At 67.4% G+C, this 25,525-nt stretch carries 20 protein-coding genes and 1 pseudogene; 4 read left to right on the top strand and 17 right to left on the bottom strand.

The window, feature by feature from the left end:
• Positions 1–488 precede the first annotated feature (488 nt).
• Positions 489–1,070 (bottom strand): dihydrofolate reductase family protein, encoded by a 582-nt coding sequence (locus ACFQGL_RS05810; protein WP_377506472.1) that lies wholly within the window; start codon positions 1,068–1,070, stop codon positions 489–491.
• 64 nt (positions 1,071–1,134) lie between these two features.
• Positions 1,135–2,025 carry a helix-turn-helix domain-containing protein gene (locus ACFQGL_RS05805; RefSeq protein ID WP_377506469.1) on the bottom strand — a complete coding sequence of 297 codons (891 nt, stop codon included), beginning with the start codon at positions 2,023–2,025 and terminating at the stop codon, positions 1,135–1,137.
• 473 nt (positions 2,026–2,498) lie between these two features.
• Here ACFQGL_RS05805 and ACFQGL_RS05800 point away from each other — a divergent pair, with 473 nt between their 5' ends.
• The 3 genes from ACFQGL_RS05800 to ACFQGL_RS05790 all read left to right on the top strand — a co-directional run bounded on the left by ACFQGL_RS05800 (position 2,499) and on the right by ACFQGL_RS05790 (position 5,360).
• Complete coding sequence (locus tag ACFQGL_RS05800) at positions 2,499–3,542, top strand: NAD(P)-dependent alcohol dehydrogenase (protein WP_377507172.1); 1,044 nt, start codon at positions 2,499–2,501, stop codon at positions 3,540–3,542.
• 463 nt (positions 3,543–4,005) lie between these two features.
• On the top strand, positions 4,006–4,506 hold the full coding sequence (locus ACFQGL_RS05795) for a SigE family RNA polymerase sigma factor (protein WP_377506466.1): 501 nt from the start codon (positions 4,006–4,008) through the stop codon (positions 4,504–4,506).
• Entirely contained in the window at positions 4,503–5,360 is an 858-nt protein-coding gene (locus tag ACFQGL_RS05790) for a hypothetical protein (RefSeq protein WP_377506463.1), read from the top strand. Before ACFQGL_RS05795 ends, ACFQGL_RS05790 begins: the two co-directional genes overlap by 4 nt.
• A gap of 581 nt (positions 5,361–5,941) precedes the next feature.
• Here the strand turns inward: ACFQGL_RS05790 and ACFQGL_RS05785 are convergent.
• Positions 5,942–6,889 (bottom strand): helix-turn-helix domain-containing protein, encoded by a 948-nt coding sequence (locus ACFQGL_RS05785; protein ID WP_377506460.1) that lies wholly within the window; start codon positions 6,887–6,889, stop codon positions 5,942–5,944.
• Between the two features lie 103 nt (positions 6,890–6,992).
• On the opposite strand from ACFQGL_RS05785, the gene ACFQGL_RS05780 reads away from it, so the two are divergent.
• On the top strand, positions 6,993–8,036 hold the full coding sequence (locus tag ACFQGL_RS05780) for a saccharopine dehydrogenase family protein (RefSeq protein ID WP_377506457.1): 1,044 nt from the start codon (positions 6,993–6,995) through the stop codon (positions 8,034–8,036).
• Positions 8,037–8,221: 185 nt separating this feature from the next.
• Here the strand turns inward: ACFQGL_RS05780 and ACFQGL_RS05775 are convergent, their stop codons facing one another.
• The 14 genes and pseudogenes from ACFQGL_RS05775 to ACFQGL_RS05710 form a co-directional block, all read right to left on the bottom strand.
• Complete coding sequence (locus tag ACFQGL_RS05775) at positions 8,222–8,608, bottom strand: family 1 glycosylhydrolase (protein ID WP_377506454.1); 387 nt, start codon at positions 8,606–8,608, stop codon at positions 8,222–8,224.
• A gap of 1,293 nt (positions 8,609–9,901) precedes the next feature.
• Complete coding sequence (locus ACFQGL_RS05770) at positions 9,902–10,429, bottom strand: DUF6036 family nucleotidyltransferase (protein ID WP_377506451.1); 528 nt, start codon at positions 10,427–10,429, stop codon at positions 9,902–9,904.
• On the bottom strand, positions 10,426–10,812 hold the full coding sequence (locus tag ACFQGL_RS05765; protein ID WP_377506448.1) for a hypothetical protein: 387 nt from the start codon (positions 10,810–10,812) through the stop codon (positions 10,426–10,428). Before ACFQGL_RS05765 ends, ACFQGL_RS05770 begins: the two co-directional genes overlap by 4 nt.
• A gap of 1,058 nt (positions 10,813–11,870) precedes the next feature.
• Entirely contained in the window at positions 11,871–13,223 is a 1,353-nt protein-coding gene (locus ACFQGL_RS05760; protein ID WP_377506445.1) for an aldehyde dehydrogenase, read from the bottom strand.
• 30 nt (positions 13,224–13,253) lie between these two features.
• Entirely contained in the window at positions 13,254–14,537 is a 1,284-nt protein-coding gene (locus tag ACFQGL_RS05755) for an IS256 family transposase (RefSeq protein WP_377506442.1), read from the bottom strand.
• Positions 14,538–14,789: 252 nt separating this feature from the next.
• Positions 14,790–15,578, bottom strand: a complete 789-nt coding sequence (istB, locus tag ACFQGL_RS05750; protein WP_377506439.1) for an IS21-like element helper ATPase IstB — start codon at positions 15,576–15,578, stop codon at positions 14,790–14,792.
• Positions 15,578–16,795: an IS21 family transposase gene (istA, locus tag ACFQGL_RS05745; protein ID WP_377506436.1), complete on the bottom strand. Its 1,218-nt coding sequence runs from the start codon at positions 16,793–16,795 to the stop codon at positions 15,578–15,580. Before istA ends, istB begins: the two co-directional genes overlap by 1 nt.
• The gene (locus tag ACFQGL_RS05740; RefSeq protein ID WP_465263518.1) at positions 16,683–17,345 is read right to left on the bottom strand and encodes a transposase; all 663 of its coding nucleotides are present in this window, start codon (positions 17,343–17,345) and stop codon (positions 16,683–16,685) included. Before ACFQGL_RS05740 ends, istA begins: the two co-directional genes overlap by 113 nt.
• Positions 17,324–17,662, bottom strand: a complete 339-nt coding sequence (locus ACFQGL_RS05735) for a helix-turn-helix domain-containing protein (RefSeq protein ID WP_377506434.1) — start codon at positions 17,660–17,662, stop codon at positions 17,324–17,326. Before ACFQGL_RS05735 ends, ACFQGL_RS05740 begins: the two co-directional genes overlap by 22 nt.
• Positions 17,663–17,682: 20 nt before the next feature.
• Positions 17,683–17,733: pseudogene (locus ACFQGL_RS05730) on the bottom strand (hypothetical protein); the annotation flags it as partial.
• A 276-nt stretch (positions 17,734–18,009) separates the two neighbouring features.
• On the bottom strand, positions 18,010–19,287 hold the full coding sequence (locus ACFQGL_RS05725; RefSeq protein WP_377507166.1) for an MFS transporter: 1,278 nt from the start codon (positions 19,285–19,287) through the stop codon (positions 18,010–18,012).
• 529 nt (positions 19,288–19,816) lie between these two features.
• On the bottom strand, positions 19,817–20,305 hold the full coding sequence (locus tag ACFQGL_RS05720) for a hypothetical protein (RefSeq protein ID WP_377506431.1): 489 nt from the start codon (positions 20,303–20,305) through the stop codon (positions 19,817–19,819).
• A gap of 351 nt (positions 20,306–20,656) precedes the next feature.
• Positions 20,657–24,226: an NACHT and WD repeat domain-containing protein gene (locus ACFQGL_RS05715; protein WP_377506428.1), complete on the bottom strand. Its 3,570-nt coding sequence runs from the start codon at positions 24,224–24,226 to the stop codon at positions 20,657–20,659.
• Positions 24,227–24,428: 202 nt separating this feature from the next.
• On the bottom strand, positions 24,429–25,481 hold the full coding sequence (locus ACFQGL_RS05710; RefSeq protein WP_377506425.1) for a hypothetical protein: 1,053 nt from the start codon (positions 25,479–25,481) through the stop codon (positions 24,429–24,431).
• Positions 25,482–25,525: the final 44 nt, after the last annotated feature.

Raw genomic sequence — 25,525 nt, 5'->3', positions numbered from 1 at the left:
TTACGAATACGCAGAGCCCACCGAGCGCACATCTCAGCTTCCCGCCGGTGTTCGTCGACCGCGACGGCGTCACCTCTACGTCGAACCGGCTCGATGCTGCGGCCTCGACGGTGACCTGGGAGAATCGCAAGGAGCGATTCGTCTGCCGCATGAGGCGGAAGGTCGCCACGGCTCTGATGGTTCCAGGCAGGTTCCGACCTCGGCATGTCGGGGATCCAGGGCATGATGCCATCGGCTCGGCTGTGCCGCTCGCCGGAAGCGGATACGCGAAACACCCCCGACCGGATGCTCCGGCCGAGGGCGTTCCCGCTTCTCTATCCGTTAACGGGTTGATCAACCCTGACGGCTCGCAACGGGCGGCTGCGCCACCTGACCCTCGTTGGCCGTTGGCCGGCGACGGCCAGGCCAAGCTCGTCAAAGAACGTAGCCGGAGGCCCGATCTCGTGTCACCGTCGCAGCGGACTTCTTCGCGTACCCACTCAGATCGGTCAACGGCGCACCCGATAGCGCAGGTGAAGCACCCGGTTGCCCTGAACAACCACGTCCGGACCTTCCAGCAGGTGCTGCGCGTCGACGGAGCCAAAGTAGCGCTTACCGGTCCCGAGCACCACGGGTGCGACGTCCATGCGCACCTCGTCGACCAGCCCCGCGGCAAGCATCTGCCCACCGACGTCACCTGCGGCGACCTCGACGATACGGTCGCCCGCAAGCTCCTGCGCCTTGGCCACGGCTGCCTTGATGCCGTCGACAAAGTGAAACGGCGCCTCGGTGTCCCAGCCCTCAGGCGCCGGCCGGTGCGTCACGACGACCACGTGGTCGATCCCGCTCGGAGGCGTCCCGTCCCAGCCGTCGGTCATGTCGAAGACGTGGCGGCCGGCGATCGTCACCCCAATCTGGTCCCAGTACGGCCGGACGTAGTCGTAGGACGCCTGCGACACCTTCAGAACGCCACCGTCGTCCAACGGCACGTCACCGCTGACCAGCCACTCGAAGATCGGACCGGGGTCGTCGTTCTCATCCGCGATGAAACCATCCACCGACACCGACGCGTTCATGATCACGTTCCCCATGGGTATCTCCTCTGTTTGGGAGTCCCAAGTCTTGTATGGCGCGAACTGTCGCTCTTGTAAGAAATCAATCGGCTGGAAGCGGCCAGCCGTCCAGGACGTGGTCGGGATGATCGCGCAGGAATCGCCGCCGGACTTCGGCGTACCGGGTCGGCGTGAGCCCGGTGAACTCCCGGAACTCGCGCACGAAGTGGGCCTGGTCGAAGTAGCCCGCGTCAGCGGCAACCTCTGCCCAGTCGATCGGTGCAGCGACGTCGATCGCCAACACGGTAGAGGTGAAGCGGTAGCTGCGAGCCAGCCGTTTCGGCGTGACACCGACTACGGCCTTGAACCGCTTCGCCAAGTACGTGCTGCTGGCGCGGGCCGCCACACCGATGTCGCTGATCGGCGCCCTCCCGCCTGTCGCCGCGACGGCGCTGCTCATTTGGCGGACCAGGTCAAGCCCGTCGATCACTCGCAGCCGTCGCGCCAGATCCTCCTCGAGCAACATCAGCATTTCGTGTGGTGCGTCCGTCAAGTTCAGTCGGTGTCGCAACTCCGCGATAGCGGGCTGGCCCCAGATCTGCTCCAGCGTCGCCGGCCGGTCGCACAACTCGGCGGCGGGCATCGGAAGGAACGGTGCAAGCCCCCACGGCCTGAAGTGGACGCCCACGGACCTGGTCGGGGTTGGGTAGCTGAACTCCCACGCACGGCTGGGAGTGGTGACCGCGCAGCCGTCGGGGTACTCCACGGCTTCCAGGTCAGTGCCTGCTCGGATGAGAAACGGCGCCCCGAGGTTGACGATGAGCAATGGAGCGGGCGCCGCCGGCAGCATCAACCGGGAGTACGGCGGGTCGCCCGCCAGGTAGTAGAGATCATCGATCAACCCGTCCAACGGCGGACCGGGCACCCTGGACACATACTCCACACCGACATCATCGCCGACGGCCCGTCCGGCATCACGCACCGCCGCCAGCATCGGGCCGGCGTCGATCCCTGATGGGCGCCCCGGCGCATTTCCGTCCCCAACTACACCCCATGTTGTGAAGAGCCACTTTGCAAGGGCCTGGCGGCGAGCCAGTCCGCAGCACGCGCAGGCTGCCCTGGCGACAATTTCAGCGTGCAGGTCAGCGGTCTCATGCACACCGTCGGTGAGGCGTTGCCGCAGGTAGGAGTGGCACGGGGCGAGGACGCCGGGGTGTCTCGGATGACGGCACTGCCGCGGGCTCCAACAAGCTCACCCGCAACGCAGGCCCGCCCTTCGCCCTCCACCTCGGGTGGGATCGGTCCCTGCCAGCAAGGTGCGCGCAGCAGAGAAGTAGCCTGATCGGTCGGAGCGACACCCGGCGCTGCCGAGGGGTACCAGCAGTACGCGCCTTGTCAGAGACTCCCAGCGCTGCCACGGCTGTGGTGAGGTGCAGGCAGGTCAGCATCACGTCACCGGAGGACATCATTTTCACCGTCAACGCCATCGCTGCGCCTTCCGCCACCGAACCGCTCGTGCGTACCACGGTCGAACGGCGGGACCTGGGCCCTCGCGATGTTCTCATCGAGATCCGCTACGCCGGCATCTGCCACTCTGACATCCACACGGTGCGTGGCGACTGGGGCAGCGTTCCCTACCCGCTCACCGTTGGCCACGAAATCGTCGGCCGGATCACCGAGGTCGGCGCCGACGTCACCCGCCACGCGGTCGGCGACCGTGTTGGTGTTGGCTGCATGGTCAACTCGTGTCGCGAGTGCGAGAACTGCCGCACCGGGAACGAGCAGTACTGCATCAAGGGCAACACCCAGACGTACGCGAGCGTCGACCGGGACGGCACCGTGACCCAGGGTGGGTACTCGACCCACGTCGTGGTGGACGAGGACTTCGTGCTGCGGGTTCCGGAAAGCATCCCGTACGAGGCGGCCGCTCCGATGCTGTGCGCCGGCATCACCACGTACTCTCCGTTGGCGCACTGGAACGCCGGTCCCGGCAAGAAGGTCGCCGTGGTGGGCCTGGGTGGTCTGGGCCACATGGCTGTCAAGATCGCCGCGGCGATGGGCGCCGAGGTGACTGTGCTGTCACAGACGCTGGGCAAGAAGGACGACGGCCTGCGCTTCGGGGCCGAGCACTACTACGCCACCAAGGACCCGGCGACGTTCGAGGTGCTCAAGAACAGCTTCGACCTGATCATCAACACGGTCAGCGCACCGATCGACATGGGCAGCTACCTCGGTCTGCTGCGTCTGGACGGCACGTTTGTCAGCGTGGGTGCCCCGGCGGAGCCCCTGCCGGTGCCCGTCTTCGCGTTGTTCGGCAACCGACGGTCGTTCGCCGGCTCCAGCATTGGCAGCATCGCCGAGACGCAGGAGATGCTCGACTTCTGCGCCGAGCGCGGCATCGCCCCCGAGGTCGAAGTCATCGACGCCGAGGCAGTCAACGACGCGTACGAGCGGGTGCTCGCCTCGGACGTGCGGTACCGGTTCGTCATCGACATCGACACCCTGCGCTGATCTTCTCCGGGGTGCCAGGGTCCGCCGAAAGGCGGGCCCTGGGCCGGGGCGACCGGTAGCCGGCGGGGCCCACCTGTCGTCACCTACACCCCCGGGTCTTACGCGCTCACATCATCGGGTGGACGTGGAACCGGAAACCGGCGGGGCCGAGGACTGGGCTCTGCCCGATCCGCGATCGCGCGCGAGGAGCACCGGCTGTCGAAGGTGTCGCCGGCGAGCAGCCGGTACGCCGACTCAAGCTCAGGACTCACAACTGCCAGCCGGGCGCCTTGCGCAGTCGATCTTGATGCCACGTTGTCGCATCGAGGATGCAAGATAGACGTGCGGATCGCCTACCCTGCCCGCAACCGCGGCGGCATCGCCACCTGGCTGCTGTGCATCAGGTGCAGAACGCGCGGAAACGTCAGGATCCAAGACAACCATTTCCCGGCCCGACGTTGTTGACCGGCCAGGGAGGTGTTCGGTGGAGGATTTCGAGGCGTATGTCAGCGCGGCGTGGCCGCGTTTGCTGCGTTCGGCGTGGCTGCTCACGCACGACTGGCACCGGGCGGAGGACCTGGTCCAGACGGTGTTGGCCCGCGGGTACGGCCGCTGGCCACGGATCAGGGACGGCGCGCCTGACGCGTATTTTCGCGCGATGCTCGCCAGTACGTACCTGAGCTGGTGGCGGCGGCGCTGGCGAGGGGAACTCCCCACGGGACAGCTGCCGGAACAGTCGACGGGCGGTGGTGAGCTCGAAGGGGTCGAGCTGCGGCACCTGCTCGCAGGCGCCCTCTCGCGACTGCCGCGGCAGCAGCGGGCGGTGCTGATGCTGCGGTTCCACGGCGACTTCACCGAGGCCGACACGGCCCGGGTCCTGGGTCTGCGGCTCGGCACGGTGAAGTCACACACATCGCGCGCCCTGGCGGCGCTGCGCCACGACCCGCAGGTGCGGGAACTGTTGAGCGAGGGAGTGGACCGATGAGCGACGAGGAGGTCATGGACCTGTTCGATCGGGCGGTGGCCACGGTTCCGCCGGCGCTGCTGCCGGCACCGCACGCAGCGATCCGGCGCCGGGTGCGTCACCGCCGCATGGCCGGCTGGGGGGCCGCGACGGCCGTCGTACTGGTGATAATCGCCGGATTTGCGGTTGCGCGACCAGATCCAGCGTCCGTGTCCCCCCAGCCGGCCGCGTCCAAGGAACCGGCGGTGGCGGCGGGCGTGCCATGGCTCGGCGCGCGGATCGACCGGGCTGGCACCCGGATCACGGTGTACGCGGCGCCGAGGCTCGGCGAGTGCGTCGAGCGGGATTCCACCCACGACGATCTGGTGGTAACCGACGACAAGGTCACGATGTCCCTGGATGGCGCGTACACCGGCTGTGCCGATGACACGCAGGTGACGGCACGGACGTTCGAGCTGCCTCAGGCGGTCGGCACCCGGCTCTTGGCAGACGGGCGCAGCCCGTGGGGGCAGCCGTTCGTCTTCTCCGACGCGGACCTGCCGGACCTCGCGGCCGGCGGGTGGAGCGAGCGGTCGCCGTTGTGGGTCGGCTCCGGCGACGCCACCCTCACGCTCCGGTTCACCCGGGCCGGCGGTCCGGACCTGCGGGTGCTGGCGGTCCGTTGGCAGCCGGAGCCTGACGGCCGGGTCGAGACCCCCGATCACACCCTCGAGGTGAACGGTCACCGGATCGACGTGTACGACCGTGCTGGCAGCCTGGCCGCCAGCTGGTGGTCCTCCAACACCGAGGCCGTGCACTTCACACTGGAGGTGTCCGGTACAGCGGTCGGAAAATCCGAGTTCGACGCGCTGCTGCGTGGTATGACCTGGAGGTGATTGCACCCCTGACCGAACCACGCACCGGGCCAGTGTTCGAGGTGGCGACCCCCGCGCATCGCGCCGCGGTGGTCGCCACCGTCGTTACAGCGGTCGCCGCCGGTCCGGCGTTCCGGTTCTTGTGCCCGACGACGCGCGGACGCCGCCCTACCGCCTCCATGGGGGCCCAGCGCTGACGCCTTCGGGTCAGCCGAAGAGGTCACCAACCTAAAGGGCCTGGCCAGGTGCACTCCCCGTGGGATCGGTGTCTCGAATGACGGAACCGCGGCGGACTCCAGCACGCTCGCCCGCACCACCGTGACTCGTCCGTCGCCTCAGAAGGGACATCACTACCAGCGAAGCCTCGCCCACGTCGGCAGTTCCAGAGGTCAGTCGGTGCGGAGACCCGCCACGTGGCGTGACAGTTCCCGGTCGACTGTCGCGCAAGGACGGCGGTTATGAGCGGATACCTGGTCGGGTGATTGGCCGTGCGTAAAGCACGTCGCAGTTCTGCTCTGTGCGGCCGAGCCCGAGTCGGCCAGCAAGGCTGGTGGCTCGTCGGCTATTGACGGCCGGGTGCCGTCAGGGCGAGAGGGGCAGCCTCACGCCCGGAACGTGCGGCGGTAGGCGTCCGGAGGCACCCCGACCGTGCGGTGAAAATGGCGGCGCAAGGTCGTCGCCGTGCCCATGCCCGCGGTCGAGGCGATGGTGTCGACGGTGTCGTCCGTGGTCTCCAACAGTTCCTGCGCACGGCGGACCCGCTGCGTCAGCAGCCACTGCAGCGGGGTGGTGCCGGTTACCGAGTGGAAGTGCCGGGCCAGGTGGCGCGAGCTCATGTTCGCCTGGCGGGCCAGGTCCTCCACGGTGAGCGGCTGGTCCAGCCGCCGCATCACCCACGGGAGCAGCTCGGCCAGGGGATGGCCGTCCTGGGCGGGTACCGGTGTGGTGACGAACTGGGCCTGACCACCGGCCCGTTGGGGCGGCACGACCAGACGGCGGGCGACCACGTTGGCGATCGCCGAGCCGTGGTCGCGGCGGACCAGATGCAGGCACAGGTCCATCGCCGCGGCCTTGCCCGCAGAGGTGAGCACGCTGCCGTTGTCGACGTAGAGCACGTCCGGGTCGACCGTCACCCGGGGGTAGCGCGCGGCCAGTTGCTCGGTGTGGGCCCAGTGCGTGGTCGCCCGCAGCCCGTCCAGCAGTCCCGCGGCGGCGAGCACGAACACGCCCGTGCACAGCGAGACGACCCGCGCGCCCGCCTCGTGGGCCGCGCGCACCGCCTCGACGAGGTCGGTCGGCGGGTCCTCGTTGACGTCCGCCAGGGCGGGGACGATCACCGTGCCGGCGCGGGCCAGCCGGTCGAGCCCGCAGTCCGGCTCCAGCAGGAACCTGCCGACCCGCACGGGCTGCGTGCCGCACACGCTCACGTCGTACCAGGGGCCCCGCACGGCGTCCGGGGCTGAGTCGAAGACCTCGTAGGCCAGGGCCAGCTCGAATTGCAGCATCCGGTCGGTGACGGCGAGAGCGACGGAGCGCGAGAGAGCAGCCATGTCGGGAATTGTACGGGTCATGTCGTTCCGGACACTGTCAGCGACCCGCCGACGCGGCCAAGATCTCTAGCAGCGGATCACTTCAAGCACCGAGGAGCAGGACATGGCAACGGTTGGAAACGTCGCGGTCTACGGCGCGTACGGGCACACCGGGCGGTTCGTGGTCGCCGAACTGCAGGAGCGCGGATACGTCCCGCTGCTGCTCGGTCGCGACCAGGACAAGCTGCAGGCGCTGGTGCGGGACCACCCGAACCTCGAGGCGCGGGAGGCGTCGGTCGACGATCCGGCCTCGCTCGACCGGGCACTGGACGGCGTGGACGCGGTGATTAACACCGCCGGGCCGTTCGCCTTCACCGCCGGCCCGGTGGTCGAGGCGGCACTGCGCGCCGGCATCCCGTACGTCGACGTGGCGGCCGAAATCGAGGCGAACGTCGATACGTTCGCGCGCTTCGCGGAACGCGCCCGCGCCGCCGGCACCGTGGTGGTCCCGGCGATGGCCTTTTTCGGCGGCCTCGGCGACCTGCTGGTCACTACCGCGATGGGCGACTGGACGGCTGCAGACGAGGTGCACGTCGCCTACGGCCTGAGCAGCTGGCACCCGACCGACGGCACGCTCGCATCGGGCATGGTCTCGTCGCAGCGGCGCGGTGGCCGCCGGGTCCGCTACGCCGGCGGACAGCTGCAGTACCACGACGACGCGCTGCCGACCCTGGAGTGGTCCTTCCCGGCCCCACTCGGCCCGCAGAGCGTCATCGGTGAGTTCACCATGGCCGACGTCGTCACCGTCCCCAGCCACCTGGACGTGCCGGAGGTCCGCACCTACATGACCGCCAAGGCGGCCTCGGACCTGTTCTCCCCCAACCCCACGGCACCGACCGCCGTCGACGAGCGCAACCGCTCCGCACAGACGTTCGTCATCGACGTCTTCGTCCGCTCCGGCGAGACGGAACGCCGCCTGGCCGCCACCGGTCAGGACATCTACGCCATCAGCGCGCCGCTCGCGGTGGAGGCCGTCGACCGCCTCCTCACCGGCCGGACCCGGGCAACCGGCGTCGTCTCCGCCGGCGCGGTCTTCGACGCCCCCAACTTCCTCAACGCCCTGTCCGCGCACCTCACGCTGCACGCGCCGGCCGACACCCGCAGCTGACCAGCGACTCGTGCCGGCCCAGTCCTGGAGCAGATCGTGCAGCCGGCGCAGCCCGTGCGGGCCGTCGGCGACCATGATCGCCGGGATACCGATGCGGTTTACGGCAGCGGTGTGTCAGAAGGCGGACCCCAGGCACGGCGCGGCCTTCTCGTCGAGGGTCAGCTGGGCCAGCAGGTCAGCCGTGCTCATCGTGGAGTCCGTTCGTGGAGGTCGTGCAGCGCGTCGAGGCGGCCGGTGCGGGCGAGGCGGGCGAAGGCGTGGGCGCTCGGTTTGGGCAGCCGGGTGAAGGCGTCGTCGACGGCGACGAGGCCGAAGCGTGGCCGGTAGCCCTCGCTCCACTCGAAGTTGTCGAAGGCGGACCAGTGCAGGTAACCGCGGACGTCGACGGCCTCAGCACGGGCTTGGGCGAGGGCGGCCAGGTGACTGGCAAGGTAGTCGAGGCGTTCGTGGTCGTCCTCGGTGGCGATGCCGCCCTCCGCAGCGACCGTCGGCGATCGAGACCTGGTAGGGCAAGCAGTCGCCCGTGCGAGCCTGGCCAGCGGCAGGTCAGGGTCGAGAACGGTATTGGGCATGCACGGTGGCGAGACGGTCCACCGGGTGCGGGCGCTGACGGACCGGGCACCCTCGCGCCAGCGCCGGCATCTCGTCGCCCCGATTCTGCTGGCCGGGGGTTCCTGGTGACCACCGCAGTGGCGACCGTCGAATTCGTCAACCTGGCCCGTGCCTGGGTATGAGACAAACCGGCCCAGATGAGCCTCTGCGGTTCTCGGCCGTCGTCGGCGGCGAACCCCACCGGGCGTTCTACGGCAACCAGTTCGATCTTCGCCCACTACGGCACCGATCTCGGGGTGCCCGAGATCGGCGGCGCCATCGATCCCGACAACGAGGCACACGAACTTGTCATGTCGATCTTCGGCGGCATGAGCAACGGCGAACGCAACCGCATCAAGGTCCGAGTCCGCACCGCGACGGCCGCCCAGACCCTCCTCGAGGGCCGCCACCTCGGCGGGCGCCTGCCCTACGGGTACACCCTCCGCGGCCTTGGACCACACCCCAGTACCGCAAACGCAAACAGTGCGCGCTGCAGTCGATCTCAGCGCGCACCGTGGGGAAAAAATGTGTCCGAGGGGGGATTCGAACTCTTGTACGTATCATCGGTGCTCCATTTCGGGTGCACATGCTCATAGATTACGGCACGTTCAGGGTTGGCTCAACCTCGCGCCCATTACCGGGCGTGAGCATCGAAGTCGGGCCGCGTATGGTCCAATCTTGCCAGCCAGCTGGCTCGGTTATCGACTGACCGAAATGAACGTGCAGGCATCAAGCTTGAGCCCCACCGCAGGGGGTCCTGGTGAGTTTCAGTCGACCGGCGTTGACGGCAACCCGTGCCGCTCGCGTTCTTCGGTAGCGAGCGCACCAGGTTCACCGCCTTTGCCGAATCCTGAAATTCACCACAACCGCGCACAGCGCCAGAGCATCCAGCCCCGACCAACGCCATGCAACGAGGTGTTCCCGCAACGCGCAGATCTGCGCTCGCACCGCCCGGGCGAGGGTCTGGATCCGGATGAGTCGCCGGACCGCTGCGGTGTCGGAGCTGCGGTAGACGGCCACGGCCGTCAGATCTGTCCATCCTGCCGTCGCACGTCCCTGACGCTGAACAGGAACGGCAGATTCCCGAAGCACCTCTCCCCCGACGGCACCAACTGTTCCATGTCCGAGGCGAACAACCGCAGATAGGATTCTGAGCAAGCGCCGCGCTTTACGGTCACGTTTCACGCGCTTTCGGCGAACAGGTGAGGATCCTGCTTAGAGGCCTGAGCCATCGGAAGTGATCACGTTGACCGCCGCGCTGCCAGGGGTCCGAATCATCCGAAAAGTTCGCGGATAACTCCCAATGCTCGTGGCGAGATCGCTTCGTCGGGGTAGAAGTCGGCACACAGACGTATAGCGTCGTCCACCGTCGTTACCTTGGCCAGCGCCGCCAGGGTGCGAAGGTCGTCCACGTCGCGGGTTCGCGCCGCGAGCGCTTTCATCGCGAAGATGTGCTCCGGAGAGGCGGCCATCACGCGCAGGCCAGGGTGATCGAAGACTCGCCGCTTGCTCGGGTCGTCCTTGCCGGAGACATACACGCTGGCCTGCTCGTTGAGCCACCACGGCGGTAGGCCCAGTTCGTCGGCCACTGCACGCGCCTCATCGAGGACGACTCCGTGCGGGACGAACATCGCGTCGACGTCCCTGGTCACCCGCTTCGCGTCGTAGGCGAGCGCCATCGCGGCACCACCCACAATGAAGATGTCAGCGACGACTCCGCGGCGGACAAGCCGGTCGCCCAGGTGAGCGAACGCGCGTTCGAGTTCGGCGCGCCCCATGAGGACGCCGTCTGATCCGCTCACGCCGCGGCCAGGTCGTGAACGGAGAGGTAAACACCGTGCTTCCGGAACGCAGCCGGGGCCCATGCCAGGGCGTCGGCCCGGTGGATGGCCAGTTCGGCCGGGAACCATGCCCGGCGCAGAACACGTGCGTCGACCCATGCGGGCGGAGCAAGATCTGCCTGAGCTAGTAGGTGCTCCGCGAGCGAGGCAAGCAGCGCGTCCCACCGTGGGTCTCCGGTTAGCCCGGGCTCATCTTTCAACAGGTCGACCCTGGTTTCGGCGGGTTCCCAGCGGTACTCCTCCAGAAACTCCCATACGAGCTTCCAGCGAGTCTGGTCGGTGTCCGCGGACACCAGATGGGTGGCCAACCTGGCCAGACTCATCGGTTCATAGCTGATACCCATCGGGCAAGCCTCACCTTCGAGCCGACGGCTTCATCCGTTGCAGACTATCGCGGCACCGCCCGCGAACACCGCAGAGGTGAGGTGGCGACGGGTGCCCGATTTTGGCCGCACCCCTGCTCGGACCGTTCACTCATGCTGCACGCACAGCCTCACCGTTGTGATCTTGCTTGTAGGCAGCGCAGTCTGTGACGTTGCCTGTCAACTAACAGAGGGTGCATGCGAGCGTGCCTCTCAGTCAGGATGCGATCGGGAAGACTACGAAGCTGGTCGATTTCCTTGCGGATGTGACAGCCGCGGTTGAGCGGGACCCAGTGTGCGACATCCTCGAAGACCCGGACGCGCCTGACCCGGCCATCCGGCTCGATGCCCCACCGCGGGGCGTTCAGTAGATGCGCTAGCCCTGCCGATGATGTGATCATGCGGCTGCGTCCGTGTCGGCCACCGACGGAGCCGGCGCCGCCGTAGTTGCACGGGTGGATCGACATGGATGAGGCACCGGCGTGGTCATGGCGTTTCCACTGATCAATCTGGTCGGTTTGCATGTTCGGAGCCCGGCTCTGCGCGGCCCGATGCGACAGGCTGTGCTCGCGGAACTGTTGGCCTTCCGCCAAGAGGTCGCGATGCCGCGCCGTCAGGTCAACGGCCAACCGCGCCCGTCCCTGAACCAGACGGGCGGTCGCCGGCACCGCTATCAGCCGGATATCCCATCGGGCGCCCCCACCGACGCCCGACCAAGACCACCAAGCCGGCCGCCACCGTGGCGCCACTTCGTTGTCGGCCAGGAAAAGTACCCGTGCTGACCATCTGTCGGAGTTCAGCGGCCCAGCCTCGGGAGGAGCGGGAACGGGCGGCGGGCGCCCTAATCCTCGAAGGAGACCTGCGCGCCGCCGCTCGGCTATATCCTCCGGGGCCTGGCACTGGATTTCCTGCCCGACGAAAGTCGCGAGGAGTTGGGGCACCTTGCCTGCGGCCGAGCCGGGGGCGCAGGTGGTGAGCGCCACGGATGCGGCCGGCGGGGACCGGGGCCTACCAGCGATTCAAATCCCGCCGTCGGCTGTTCACCGCAGGCGGGTGACCGTCTTGTGCTCGATGTAGCCGGTCAGGCCGACCTGGCCGTACTCGCGACCGAGGCCGCTGGCCTTGTAGCCGCCGAACGGGCCATCGAAGCTAATCGGCGAGCCGTTCAGTGTGACAGTGCCGGTGCGCAGTCGGCGGGCCATGTCCAGTGCCCGCTGGGGGCTCGTCGTCCAGACTCCGCCGGAGAGACCGTAGTCGGAGTCGTTGGCGATCCGCACTGCCTCGTCCTCGTCGTCGTAGGCGATCACGGCCAGGACCGGGCCGAAAATCTCCTCCTGCGCGATGCGCATGTTGTTGGTGACATCGGCGAAGACGGTCGGGGTGACGTAGTTGCCCTGCTCCAGGCCCTGGGGCACCTCGGGGCCACCGGTCACCAGGCGGGCGCCTTCCGCGATACCCAGCTTGATGTAGTCGATCACGCGGTGCTGCTGGTCCGGCCGGATCATCGGGCCGACGAAGGTGTCCGGCTCTGACGGATCTCCGACCTTCAGCGACTCCACCATCTCCTTCAGCGCCGCGACGACCTCGTCGTAGCGGCTGCGCGGCGCCAGGATCCGGGTCTGCAGGATGCAGGCTTCGCCGTTGTTGCCCAGGGAACCGAAGCGCAGCCCCTGCATCACGGCGGGCAGGTCGGCGTCGGCCAGGATGATGGCGGCGGACTTGCCGCCCAACTCCAGGCCAACCCGCTTGAGGTGCTCCCCGGCGATCGAGGCGATACGACGGCCGGCCCGGGTCGACCCAGTGAACGAGATCTTGTCAACGTTCGGGTGCGAGACGAGGTATTCGCTGGTCTCCCGGTCCGCCGGGAGAATGCTGAGCACACCATCGGGGAGGCCGGCCTCGTGCCAGAGGTCGGCAAGCAGCATCATGCTCAGCGAGTTCTCCGGGGAGACTTTCAGTACCACGGTGTTGCCGGCCAACAGCGCGGGGACCAGCTTGGCGGTGGCGGCGGAGAACGGCGAGTTCCACGGGATGACCGCAGCGACCACGCCGATCGCCTCGCGCCGAACGATGGTGTCGAAAGCCACCGCGGGGTCGGAGGGCTCGACGACCTCTTCCCAGCCGAACTCCTCGGCCGCCTTGAGGTAGGCGTTGACCTGCCGGGTCAGGAAAGGCTGGCCGGCCTTCGTGAACCAGCCGGCCGATCCGTTCTCGGCCGAGATCGCTGCCGCAATCTCGTCGGCCCGCGCCGCGCGCAACGCGTCGTAGCGGCGGATGACCTCTTGGCGCTCCTCCGGGATCGTATGCGGCCACGGCCCGTTGTCGAACGCCGTGCGGGCGGCGGCGACAGCTGCGTCCACATCGGCGTTGGCGGCCTGGGCCGGGAGTGTCAAGTTAACGGCTGATCTTGGTTGTTGAGGTGGTCAGTTGTTGGCCGGGGTGAGCCGGCCTTCGAAGGCGATCTGGAAGGCGTTCAGGGGCGCCTTCCAGCGCATGGTCCAGCGCCGGCGGCCCGCGCCGGTCGGGTCGAGGCTCATCAAGGCCATGTAGACACACTTCAAGGCGGCTTGCTCGTTCGGGAAGTGCCCACGAGCTCGCACGGCCTTGCGGATACGGGCGTTGACCGACTCGATCGCGTTCGTGCTGCAGATGACCTTGCGGATCTCGACGTCGAAGGCGAGGAAGGGCACGAACTCCGCCCAAGCGTTCTCCCATAGCTTCACGATCGCCGGATACTTGCGGCCCCACGTCTCGGCGAACTCGAGGAACCGTTCGGTGGCGGCGTCCTCGGTCGGCGCGGTGTAGACCGGCCGCAGCGCTTTGGCGATCTTGTCCCAGTCCTGCCTCGCGGCGTAGCGGAACGAGTTGCGCAGCAGATGCACCACACACGTCTGCACGATCGTGCGCGGCCACACCGTCTCCACCGCCTCGGGCAGTCCCTTGAGCCCGTCACAGACCAGCATCAGCACGTCGGCCACGCCGCGGTTCTTCAACTCGGTCAGCACGTGCAGCCAGTGCTTGGCGCCCTCGCCGCCGTCACCGGCCCAGATACCGAGGATGTCCCGGTGGCCGTCGACGGTGACCGCCATGGCCAGGTAGATCGGCCGGTTCGCGACCTGACCGTCCCTGATCTTGACGTTGATGGCATCGATGAACACGACCGGGTAAACCCGGTCCAGGGGCCGGTTCTGCCACTCGGCCATGCCGTCCATGACCTTGTCGGTGATGGTGGAGATGGTCTGCTTGGACACCTCAGCGCCGTAGACCTCGGCCAAGTGGGCGGCGATCTCGCCGTGGGTGAGGCCCTTGGCCGACAGCGACAAGACCATGTCGTCGACGCCGGTCAAGCGGCGCTGCCGCTTGCGCACGATCTGCGGCTCGAACGTGCCCGCCGCGTCCCGGGGGACTCTGACCTCGACCGGCCCGACGTCGGTGAGCACGGTCTTGGTTCGGCTGCCGTTACGGGTGTTCCCGCTGCCCCGACCTGCCGCGTCGTGCTTGTCGTAGCCGACATGATCGGTGATCTCACCGTCCAGTGCCGATTCGAGGACCCGCTTGGTCAGCTGCTGCAGCAGTCCACCCTCACCGGTCAGCTTCAGCCCCTCACCACGAGCCCGATCGACCAGCATCGCGATCAACTGCTCATCCGTGACCGCATCCGCCGGCCCGGCAGCCGGCTCCTGCCCCGAGGTGATCTCGGTCGTCATCTGGCGTCTCTCCCTTGATCGGTCGATCAGCCGTTATTTGTACAGTCCCCCTTTCGGGGAACGACTACAGAGGTTGAAAGGCTGAGGTTCGGGCTATCACGGTGGTTCGGGGTCGAGGGTCATGCCGGTGTTGGCGAAGAAGCCGGCGAGGAGATCGGTCTGTTGCTGGCAGGCGCGTAGGCGTGTCAACGCCGCCTCAAACGGGACCACCGTGGTCCGGCTGAAACTGGACCACCTCGATCTGGTTGATCTTTAGTCGTTGGTCTTGCCGGCTGCGGGGACGCGGCCGAGGTCGCGGTCTTTGAGTCGGTAGCTGTCGCCCTTCATCGAGATGACCTCGGCGTGGTGGACGAGGCGATCGATCATGGCTGCGGCGACGACGTCGTCGCCGAACACTTCGCCCCACCGGCCGAAGGGCTTGTTGCTGGTGACGATCAGGCTGGCTCGTTCGTAGCGGTTGGAGACGAGTTGGAAGAACAGGTTCGCGGCTTCGGCCTCGAAGGGGATGTAGCCGACCTCGTCGACGATCAGCAGCGGGATCCGGCCGAGCTTCACGAGCTCGTCCTGGAGGCGGCCGGCGTGGTGAGCGTCGGCGAGGCGGGACACCCATTGGGCGGCGGTGGCGAACGCGACCCGGTGGCCGGCCTGGCAGGCCCGGATCCCCAGGCCGATGGACAGGTGGGTCTTGCCGGTGCCGGGCGGACCGAGGAACACCACGTTCTCCTTCGATGCCACGAAGTCGAGGGTGCCGAGGTGAGCGATGGTCTCCCGCTTCAACGACCGTTGGTGGTCGAAGTCGAACTCCTCCAGGCTCTTGCGGGCCGGGAACCTCGCTGCCCGGATACGGCCCTCACCGCCGTGGGCTTCGCGGGCGGCGACCTCACGTTGCAGGCAGGCGGCGAGGAACTCTTCATGCGTCCAGGACTCGGCCCGGGCCCGCTCCGCCAGGCGCTCGACGGAGGCGGCCAGGGACGGCGCCTTCAGGGCGCGGGTGAGGAACGCGATCTCGGATGCGACGTTGCGGCTGGTCTTCGCGGCCATCAGGCGGCCACCTCATCCAGGCCGAACATGCGGTCGTAATCGGCCAGCCGCCGGTGCTCCACCTCAGTCGTGACCGCCGTCGCCGGTGTCTGCCGGGCCGCTGTTCGCAGATCGGCGGCGGCTTGGCGGTGAGCGGGATCGGTGATGCTCTGATGCTTCGCCCAGCACCGGTCATGCCGAGCGACCTGGCGGCTGTCGCAGAACACCTGCACCCGGTCGGCGTCAGCGACGATGTCCACTCGTCGGCCCACCGCCGCCGGGTGCACCGAGTAGTCGTTGCTGTCCAACCGGACGTAATGGTCCCGAGGAAGGCGTGTGGTCTGCCGCCAGCCAACCACCGGCGCGACCGGCGGCAGCGACAGCATCGCGGCCCGGTCGGCGTCCCACCGGTCCACGGGTCGGCAGCCCAACATGCGGTGCTGGCGGTTGTTCGCCCGCACCAACCACTCGGTGAGTTGGGTGTTGAAGTCCTGCGGTGAGGCGAACCGGCGGCCGGGCAGGAACGAGGTCTCCAGATAGCCGTTGGCCCGCTCGACCAGGCCTTTGGCCTCCGGGTCCGCCGGCCGGCACTGGATCACCTTGATGCCGAGGGTGCCGCGGAAGGCGTTCATCGCCTCCGTCAGCTGCGGCCGTCCAGCCCGCCACTGCCCGACTGCGGACTCGTTGTCCCAGACCAGCGCCTTGGGCGTCCGGTCCCACCCCGAGATCAGCGTCCAGTGCCCGCCCAGCAGGTCCGCCGACTGCCGCGACGGGATCATCACCGCCGACAACCACCGCGAATACCCCGACACCATCACCAGCACCGGCGGCCGACCGACCTGCCCGAAGCCCAACGACACGTCCGCCGGCGGGAACCACAGATCACACTGCGCCAGCTCACCCGGCAGATACTCCGTCCGCTGGGCCGGGTCAGGGCACCGGAACAACGGCCGCAGCTGCTGCACCCGATCACAGAACACCGTCTTGCCGCGGGTCCACCCGACCCGCTCCATGATCACCGTCGTCGGCATGTCCGGGAACTCCGCCAACAACGCCCGAATCTGCGGCTCGACCGCGTCCACGATCGAGCCCTTCGCCGCCCGCCGATACCGCGGCGGCTCATCACTAGCGAGGGCCTTCTTCACGGTGTTGCGAGACATCCTCAACCGCCGTGCGATGGCCTGGATCGCCATGCCCTCCGACCGCCGCAGACGCCGGATCTCTGCCCAGTCCTCCACGCTCAGCACCTCCCGATGCTTCAGGAGGTGGTCCCGATTCAGCCGGAACCACGTGGTCAGTTTTCAGGCGGAGCCGACAAGGCGGTGTTTGACCAGTTCGGCGAGGTAGTCGACGCCGTGGGCGGCGATGTTGGTCAGGCCGCGTTTCATCCATCGCCAGACTCCTTCGGTCGGGTTGATCGGGTGCGTACGACGGCAGCCGGATCACGGTCAGCCACGGCCGGGCCGCGATCAGGGCGTGCATGCGGCGGCTGACGTGGGTGTTGAAGTTGTCCCAGATCAGCACGATCGGTGTACGTAACCGCTGGTGAGCCTGGTCGAGGAAGGCGATGTAGTCGTCCTCGCTGAAGCTGCCGCGTTCGCCGGGCTTGAGGCAGACCAGGCCGGCGATCGACACCCGGCCGGAGCCCTTACCGGAGATCTCCACGACGGGTGTGCGGCCGCGGCGTGCCCAGGTTCTGGCCACCGGCGGGCGCAGCACCTGGCCGGCCTCGTCCTGGAAGCAGATCCAGGCGCCGCGGGCCGCGGCTAACCTCTTACCGACGGCCACCGCCTGCGGTGCCAGGTCGCGATCGCTTCGGGGTCGCGTTCGATCGCCCGTCGGGTCGGGACCTGCTGGCTGTAGCCGATGCGATGCAGCAGGTAGGACACCCCGCGCAGCGTGTAGGAGACGCCGACACGGCGTTCGATCACCTCGACGACCCACGCCAGAGTCCACCGGGCGTCCTGCCAGCCCTGCTCAACCGGCCCCCGGTCGAGCAGGTCGGCAAGCTCGCCGAGTTGCTCTTCGGAGAGCTTGCAGTCCGACCACCCGGCCCCGACGATGCCAGAGCCGTAGTACCGCCGGCAGCCCAGCGACGTCGCCACTCCCGGACCAACTTTGGGGAAACTCGCAGCTCAGAAGCGATCTGCGTGGACGGTTTGGACTCCTCGAACATGGCCGCGGCCTGCATCCGGACTTTCTCACGCCGGACCCGGGCTGCCGCGTTCATGCCACCACCAGCCGGATACCTCATGCCTCCGGCCTACCGAAACCATCGACGCAGATCACGCAGACACGCCGACGACCGTCAGCCTTTCGACCTCTGTAACCGCCGATCAGCTGCGCGAGTAGCCGGGCAAAGCTGACAGAGGTCCGGCAGTGCTCACAACTGTCGTCACCCAGCCGACCCACCCGGCCGGCCGGCAGTCACATCAACCGGGTATGCGAGCGGTTAGATACCAGCGTCGCGTTCGGCGGCGTGGATGGCGGCGTCAGTGACCCGAAGCATGCCGAGCAGCAAGGTAAGCGTCAGAACACCCATGATCGCAAAGACCGCCCGGAGGCCGAACAACTCGGCCAACAGGCCACCGGCAGCGGCACCGAGCGGCAGGCTGCCCCACGCGACCAGCCGGTAGCCACTATTGACCCGGCCGAGCAAGTGGTCCGGGGTAACCCGCTGGCGCAACGACACCGTGATCACGTCCCAGATGGAAAGGAGGATCCCGCCGACGAAGAAGACCGCGCCAACCGCGAACGGGTTGGTGCTGAGTGCCGGTACGCCGACAATCCCGGCGCAGGCAACCACGGAGACACCGAGCGCGCGGGCTCGGCCGAACCAGCGCTCGATCCGCGCGGCGAGCAGCGACCCGAGCACGATGCCGGCGGAGAGAGCGGTCAGCAGGAGCCCGTATCCGGGCGCGCTGAGCCCGATCGCCGAGCCTGGGCCGACGGCGTAGAGCACCAGCACACCGAAGACCGCGCTCGTGGCGAAGTTGCTGCCGCCCACCATTACCGCCAAGGTTCGCAGTAGCCGGTGCCGCCAGAGGAAGCGCAGCCCTTCGGCGATGTCGGCGCGCAGGCTGGCAGAGCCTTTTCGCTCGACCCGGAACCGTCCGCCCACCACGAACAATGCTCCAACCGCAACCGCCCAGAGCCCCGCCGGCCCGGCCAGGGCTACAGCGGTGCCCCCGGCCACCAGAAAGCCGGCCAACGGAGGGCCGATGAACTGATTGGCGGTCCGCTCGGCGGCGTTCAGCCGCCCGTTCGCCCGGGGCAGCAGTTCGCGCGGCACAAGCTGCGGCAGGATCGACTGGGCCGAGGTGTCGTAAAGGGTTTCGGCGACACCGGCGCCGAACGCCACCACATAGAGCAGCCAGATCGAGCTGATGTCGAGCGCGATGGCCAGGGCCAGCGCACCAGCCAGGATCGCGCGCACAGTGTTCGCGCCGAGCATGACCCGACGCCGGTCGAGTCGGTCGACGAGTGCGCCGGCCGGCAGTGCGAACAACAGCCACGGCAGGCTGAACGCAAGCGCCACCCCGGCGACCAACGCCGGCGAGTTGGTGTAGCCAATGGCAACCAACGGCAGACCGATCTTGACGATCCCATCGGCGAGGTTCGACACCGCCGACGCCGACCACAGCCGCCAGTATCGGGCACCCAACCGCTCTGCGGCCGGAGTGGCCATCACCACCGAGTCCGTCGTCCGTAGTGGCCCCTTGATCGCCATGGGATCGATGGTGGCAGAAACCTCGGCGCAGGCCAAGAGCGGAAGTATGAAGTCAACGACTGATCCCGCTGGGTGAGAATGGCCAGCCAGTCCCGGACACCCTCCTGCGGATCGGTGAGCGTTTCGTTGACGCGTTGGGTAACGTCCGGGACATCGCGACGCAGGTCGGTGACTACTCGAAGCTTCCCGGCGGCCGTTGGCCGGGAGCCGTGCGCGGGTAGCGCGTGTCGTCAGGCGTGCGGCACGGCGGTGTAGGTTCCGCTCTACATCACCCGCGACATCGACGCGGGCCTTCGCAGGGCCATCGCCGAGTCGAAGGATCTGCCCCCACTGTTCCAAGACCCGCTTCCAATACGATCCGTAGGCACGTCGGGTTCCATCGCTGACCGCCGCCGACACGATCGGTACGTAATCTGCGAACGTCGGCGCTTGCGGACGCTTCGTCGCCGCCTCAATGAGGTCAGCGGGCGAGATGCCCATCCTCGCGAGCAACAACCGAGCGGCATCAAGTTCGGCCTCGCTCGCCATGTCACTCATGCTGCTCACCACCGAGAGCTGCAGCGTGAATCTGAGCGACCACCGCATCCAAGGCTGCGGGTGGATGCACGACAAGCACGCCGGCAATGGGGTCCGCCGCCAGCAGCAACCGGTCGCCAGGCTTGAGGCCGCACCATTTTCGAACGGCTGCCGGCAGATGTAGATGACCTTGACCCGTCAGGGTAAAGACGCCCTGCGGGTCCAGACGGACGACAATGAGGCCGGCGCTCTCGCGGATCTGAAGGCGCGTACCGCAGCCCCATCCGAGAGCACGGACGATCATTCGATCAGCGATCCGGCCACTGACATCGATAGCAGCCAGGCCGTAGACCGACGCGCCTTCCCGGGCTGCTGGAAGGTCAGGCAGGGGCAATGGTGGTCGCCGCAGCGCGCCTGGCCGCCGACCATTCCCCTCGCCCTGCTCGGGAGGCGTCAACGGTGGAATAAGAGGAGCAACGGCCATATCAGCCACGGCGGTCACCGCCGCCGAGCGTCGCATTCGTCGAGACTGTCGCGGAGATACTTTCCGCGTGGTCAAGCGGGCTTGACCACCAGTACGTCAAATACAGCAGGGATGCTTCAAATTTGTGTCCGAGGGGGGATTCGAACTCTTGCACGTATCACCTGTGCTCCATTACGGGTGCACATGCTTATAGATTACGGCACGGTCAGGGTTGACTCAAGCCCGCACGCTCATTACCTACCGCAACCATGCATAGCAGTTTCGGGCACATTGGGTCGCTGCTTGTCTTGTGCCCGCTCTATCATCGAGTGGCAGGTTTGAACGCGTGGCCATCAGGCTGGAGCCGACCCGCTCGCGTCCCGGCGAGTCTCAGTCGGTCGACGCTGACGGCAGCCCGTATCGCTCACGTTCTTCGGCAGTCAGCTCTCGCGGTTCTCGGTCTTCGACCGAGCGCTTCGCGTGGTCAGCGCATACGTCCCAGCTTAGGATCCTGCCGTCGTTGTAGGTGACAATGAGGGTGTCTTGCCAGGACAGACCGCGAACTATCCCGTCTGGCGTGTCGAGCACGCCGAGGGGCCGCCCGTCTTTGGTGTGCCAAATGTACAGCGTTTCATCGTCGCTGATGGATGCTAGCAGGTTTCCCTCGGGTGACCAGCTGAGTTGACGGACGGCACCTGTGTGGCCGACACAACGCATGCTTACGTGCTGCTGCGCCACATTCCAGATCTCGATCTGGTTGCCGACGGCGGCAGCGAGTCCGGTGGAGTCATTCGACCAGGCCAGGGCCGCTACCTCGCCGTCACCTTCGGTTCGCCATTGATGGGCGAGGGTGTAGTCGTCTCCTCGCCATAAGCTCACGTTGTGTTTGCTGACGACCGCCGCTATAAGGCCTGAGTCTGGGGACCAGGTGAGCGTTCCCTTGCTTTCTTCGCCTCCGTCGAGGACTGCTAGGCGCTGCGCTTTGGCCACGTCCCACACTGAGAGGGCGGGTAGCGTTCTGCCGAAGAAGCAATGCGTGTGGACGACCAGCCGTGAGCCGTCGCCGGACCAGGCAAGTTCGTAAACCCACGGTAATGGCGTCAATGTCGTTGTGTGTTTCGGGGTTGGTCGTGGACGAGCGCCCCACTGTGCTCGCAGGACACCGGATTGTGCGTCCCACACCGTGACCTGTTCTTGCACGGCGGTGGCGACCAGGTCACCTAGCGGCGAGTAGGCGATCGACATGCAGTCGTCGTCTCCGAGCCTCAGCGGCAGCGTCGCGTCGTCCGTTTCGATGATCTCCGGCGTCGTTCCCGTTCGCTTTACGGCGGCTCGTTTGTGCTTCGGCGACCATGACACTTCTCGCAGGCTTCCGGTGGGCAGGCGGCGGAAGCTTCGGCCGACAACATCCCAGACCTCTACCTTTTGGAATGAGCTTCCCAGGCCGATTCGCTTGCCATCGGAGGACCAAGCGATCGTGCTGATTTGGTGAGGGCGTGCCCGCCGCTCGACTGTCCGTCCCGTGGCGACGTCGATCAGCGCCACGCGGTGTTGGTGTCGTGTTCGACGCACGGCGTAGGCGATGACATCCTCGACGGGCGACCACGCCATTGCTTCGGCCAAGCCGGGGGGCGCGGTTTCGGCGGCCTGGCCGGTATCGGTGTCGTAGATCCACAGAGTGCGGCGTTCCCGTGTGAGGATCGCAGAGCGGCGCATTGAGAACGCCGGAGCGGCTGAGACCGCGAGGCGGATTCCGTCGGGCGCCCAGCACAATACCGGGTTTGACCACGCTACCTGCTGTCGCAGGATCTCCGACGTCTGCTCGCCGATGCTGATCACGAGCAGCAGATCATCTGAGGCGATGGCCAGCCGGTCACCTTGAGGAGACCATGCTGTGGCGTGAACACTTGTGGCAGGGACGCTCGTAACCAACCCTGGGACGTCATCATCCAAGCGATAGACGTCAACGGTTCGGTAGTCGAACGTTCCCGCGAAGCACAGGTCACCGCCCCACGAGAACGAGTCGAACGATGTCGGGAGACCCCCTCTTCGCCTGCCCAGGTTGCGGCCGTCCGCGACGCGCCACAGCATGAGGCCCCGATCGTGCTCAGTGAGGGCAAGGGTCCCGGTGGAACTGAGCAGGGTGTGACCGCACGCTTCTGAGTCAGGAGCGAAGGCGACCCCGGTAAGGCGGCCGGTGTCGTCCCAGGTGCAGACGCGGCCCATCTTGTCGGCGGTGCGCAGTCCTTGGTTGTCGGGCAGCCAGACCGCGGAGGTGATGCCGGTGGTGTGTCCGATGGGGAGGCGCCTTGTTCGGGGTGTGGCGGTCAGGGCCCATCGTGTCAGCGTCGCTGCCGGCGTGGGTGGCAACTCGTGTAGCGCGGTGTGGGCGAGCGCCACGGCCAGTTCGTGGTCCTGTCGGCGCACCTGTTGCGCGAACTCGGCAACGCGCTGGGACTGTCGGGCGCGGTCCTGGTGATCGGTCTCTTGAGAGGCGTCGAGTAGCTGGCGGGCTGCGGTGGAGAGAGTCACCTCGGCTGCCAGCGCGAGGGCATCGGCGAGCGTTTGGCCGCGTATGAGGTCGTCTGTCTGTGGGTTCGCTTGCCATGCTGCCGCGCGGTGTTCGAGCCGGGTGATGCGGTGCAGGCGCTCCTCGTTGGCGTTGATCAGAGCGGCGAGTCGGTGCCACTGGCGAAATAGTGCGTCGTGGGTCAGTTCGAGGCAGGTGCCGTCGTCGACGTCGATGATCAGGCGAGCTGCTCTGAACTCTTCGAGGATGTGGGTGGCGGTGGTATCGAGGTCGGCTCGGCGGATCGTCCGTCGTACGGTTTCCTTGCCTTCCAAGCCGACGCCGTGCAGCAGAGCAGAGTCGACGGCGTGTTGGGGGTAGCGCGCGGTGAGGGATTCGTAGATCTGCTCGGCGTGAGCTGCGATGGCGCCGCCCACCTCGCCGGCCTGTTCGTATTGGGCCACCGTGATGTGTTGGCGGTCGGACTGTAGGTGCAGGCGTTGTAGCAGGTGGCTGAGCAGGGGAAGCGCGTCACCGACCGTGGCGTCGGCGGTCATGCGGTCGATGAGGTCGTCCTCGAACGTGACTCCTGCAGCCCGGGCGGGCCCCGCGATGGCCTGTCGGATGCGGGCCGGATCCAGCAGACCGATGGCTACCGGTCGGGTGATGAAGCCGGCCTGCTGATCGGTGAGCCGGCGGCGGAATTCGGGCCGGATCGCCACCAGCAAGCGCAGTTCCGGCAGCACCGTCAGCGTCCGGGTCAGCAGGCTCCACCACTGGGCCCGATCTTGCTCGTCGGTCAGGGTGTACAGATCCTCGGCCTGGTCGACAACGAGCACCACGGGTCCGCGGGCGACGCTGAGAAAGCTCGGCACAACTTGCAGTGGGGCTTCCGGGGAGACGGCTTCTTCGCGCAACAGCCGCGCCGTCTGCAGCACAGCGGTCGGGCCGTCCGCCAATGCAGCGGCGAGGCTCATGAACGGATCGGCAGCCGGGCGAAGCGGACCCACCACAGTCCACCGCCGTGGTAGTCGAGCGATGATGCCCGCGCGGATCAGCGATGACTTGCCCACTCCCGACGGACCGACGATAGCGACGATCCGCGTCGCTGGCGCCGACCCCGAGCGCTCCAGCCGGTGCAGCACGTCGCTTGCCTCGCGGTCGCGGCCAAAGAACACACCCGCCCGCTCCACCGTGAACGGCGTGAGGCCAGGGTACGGGCTTTCCGCGCTCTGCCACGTGACCGCCGTACGGCGGTGCAGGAAGTATCGCCAGCCGAGCCACAGGACAACGCAAAGCGGGAGCCACAGGTAGGCGTAGTCAAGGACAAACAGCCACGGCCCATGCCAGTTGTCCGTTCGCGCCGTCACGATGTTGATAGCCAGACCGACGGCGATCGTGCCCAGCAGGGCAGCGGACTCGCGACGGTACTCCCCTGGTGCCCGCCCCATCTGATCATCGCACTACGAGAAGGTGCTGCTCGCCAGAGCGTGACGGGTAGCCGACAGAGACACCAGCGTGGCCGGGACTGGACTCAGACCCTGACTTGACTAAACCCCAGAGTTCGATCAGCGGCACTACGCGACCGATGGTTCGCAGTGTGACGTGCTGCTCTCCATATGGCTGACCGAATCGCCCACCGTCGCGGATTCCTCATGACGTGATGAGTTGCCACGGCTTGCCGAGGGCGACACGACGGAAGGCGTCGATCTCGCGCAGGTGGGCGTCGTGCACGTATGGGACGAGAGCGGCCTCGCTGGCGTGCAGGCAGGCCCGGTAGCCGATCTCGCGCAGCGGGTGTCCGTCGGGCGGTGCCGGGCTCTCGGGATCCCAGCCAACGATGGCGCAGATGCTCTGCGCGGTGCGTCGGGCGTGGGGACGGGCGATGGCCCAGGCCGGCTCGGGGTACATACCGCGCAGGCTCCACAGGTCGCTACGGTCAGGGATGGTGGGAATCTGCTCGTGGTCGGTGGTGCTGCCGGCCAGCTTGTCGAGCCGGTTGCGCAGGCTCTCGCGGCGCCCGGCGATCGCGATGTTGTCTGTCAGAGCCGACTCGGTGAGCCACGCGACCGCGTCATTGTGCTCGGACGGGCCGAGCCCGGCAGTGGCGACGGCCTGCGCCGCGGCGGCGTCGAAGTCCTGCCAGAACTCGTGCGAGCCGACGCCACACGGCCACCAGTCGAGGTAGCTGTCCTGGTCGGTGATCGGCCGCCGCCCGCTGATGAGCGCGGCTACCTCGGGGAAGCCGGTCGAGGTGTACCAGTCGGCCAGCTCGACGCGCCCGAGCCAGTCAGTCAGTCGCCACCACGCGTCCCGCTTCGGGCGGGCGCACGCCGCCGCGAGTGCCAGCTGCAGCACCACGGGACGCAAGTCGTCGGCGACCGTGTCATACAGGTCCACACCCCAAGCCTCGAGGACCGGCGAGTGATGCAGGTCGCCGGAGTGCACGCCGACGGGCAGGCTCAGCGCCTCGGCATAGGCGGCCACGAACGGATGGGCATCACCGAGCGTCTCGTCGTCGTCGAGCACGACCAGGCGGCCGGTAAGGGTGCGATGGATCGGCACGTTGAGCTTGCCGTTCTTCGCCCAGTTGTAGGCGGTACGGCGCGGAACGCCGTTCTGGTCGGCCCATTGGGACAGCGGGATCGGAGTCATGAACCGACTATGGCACAGATGGCACAATGCCATCCAGGAAAGCTGTGCCATTTGTGCCATCCGCCGGAATGGGCATATCCGACAGCCGACTTTGC

Source organism: Micromonospora vulcania (assembly GCF_042658605.1).
Taxonomy (GTDB): domain Bacteria; phylum Actinomycetota; class Actinomycetes; order Mycobacteriales; family Micromonosporaceae; genus Micromonospora; species Micromonospora vulcania.
Note: the sequence above shows the minus strand (reverse complement) of the source record. Positions and strands in the feature narration are given on the sequence as shown.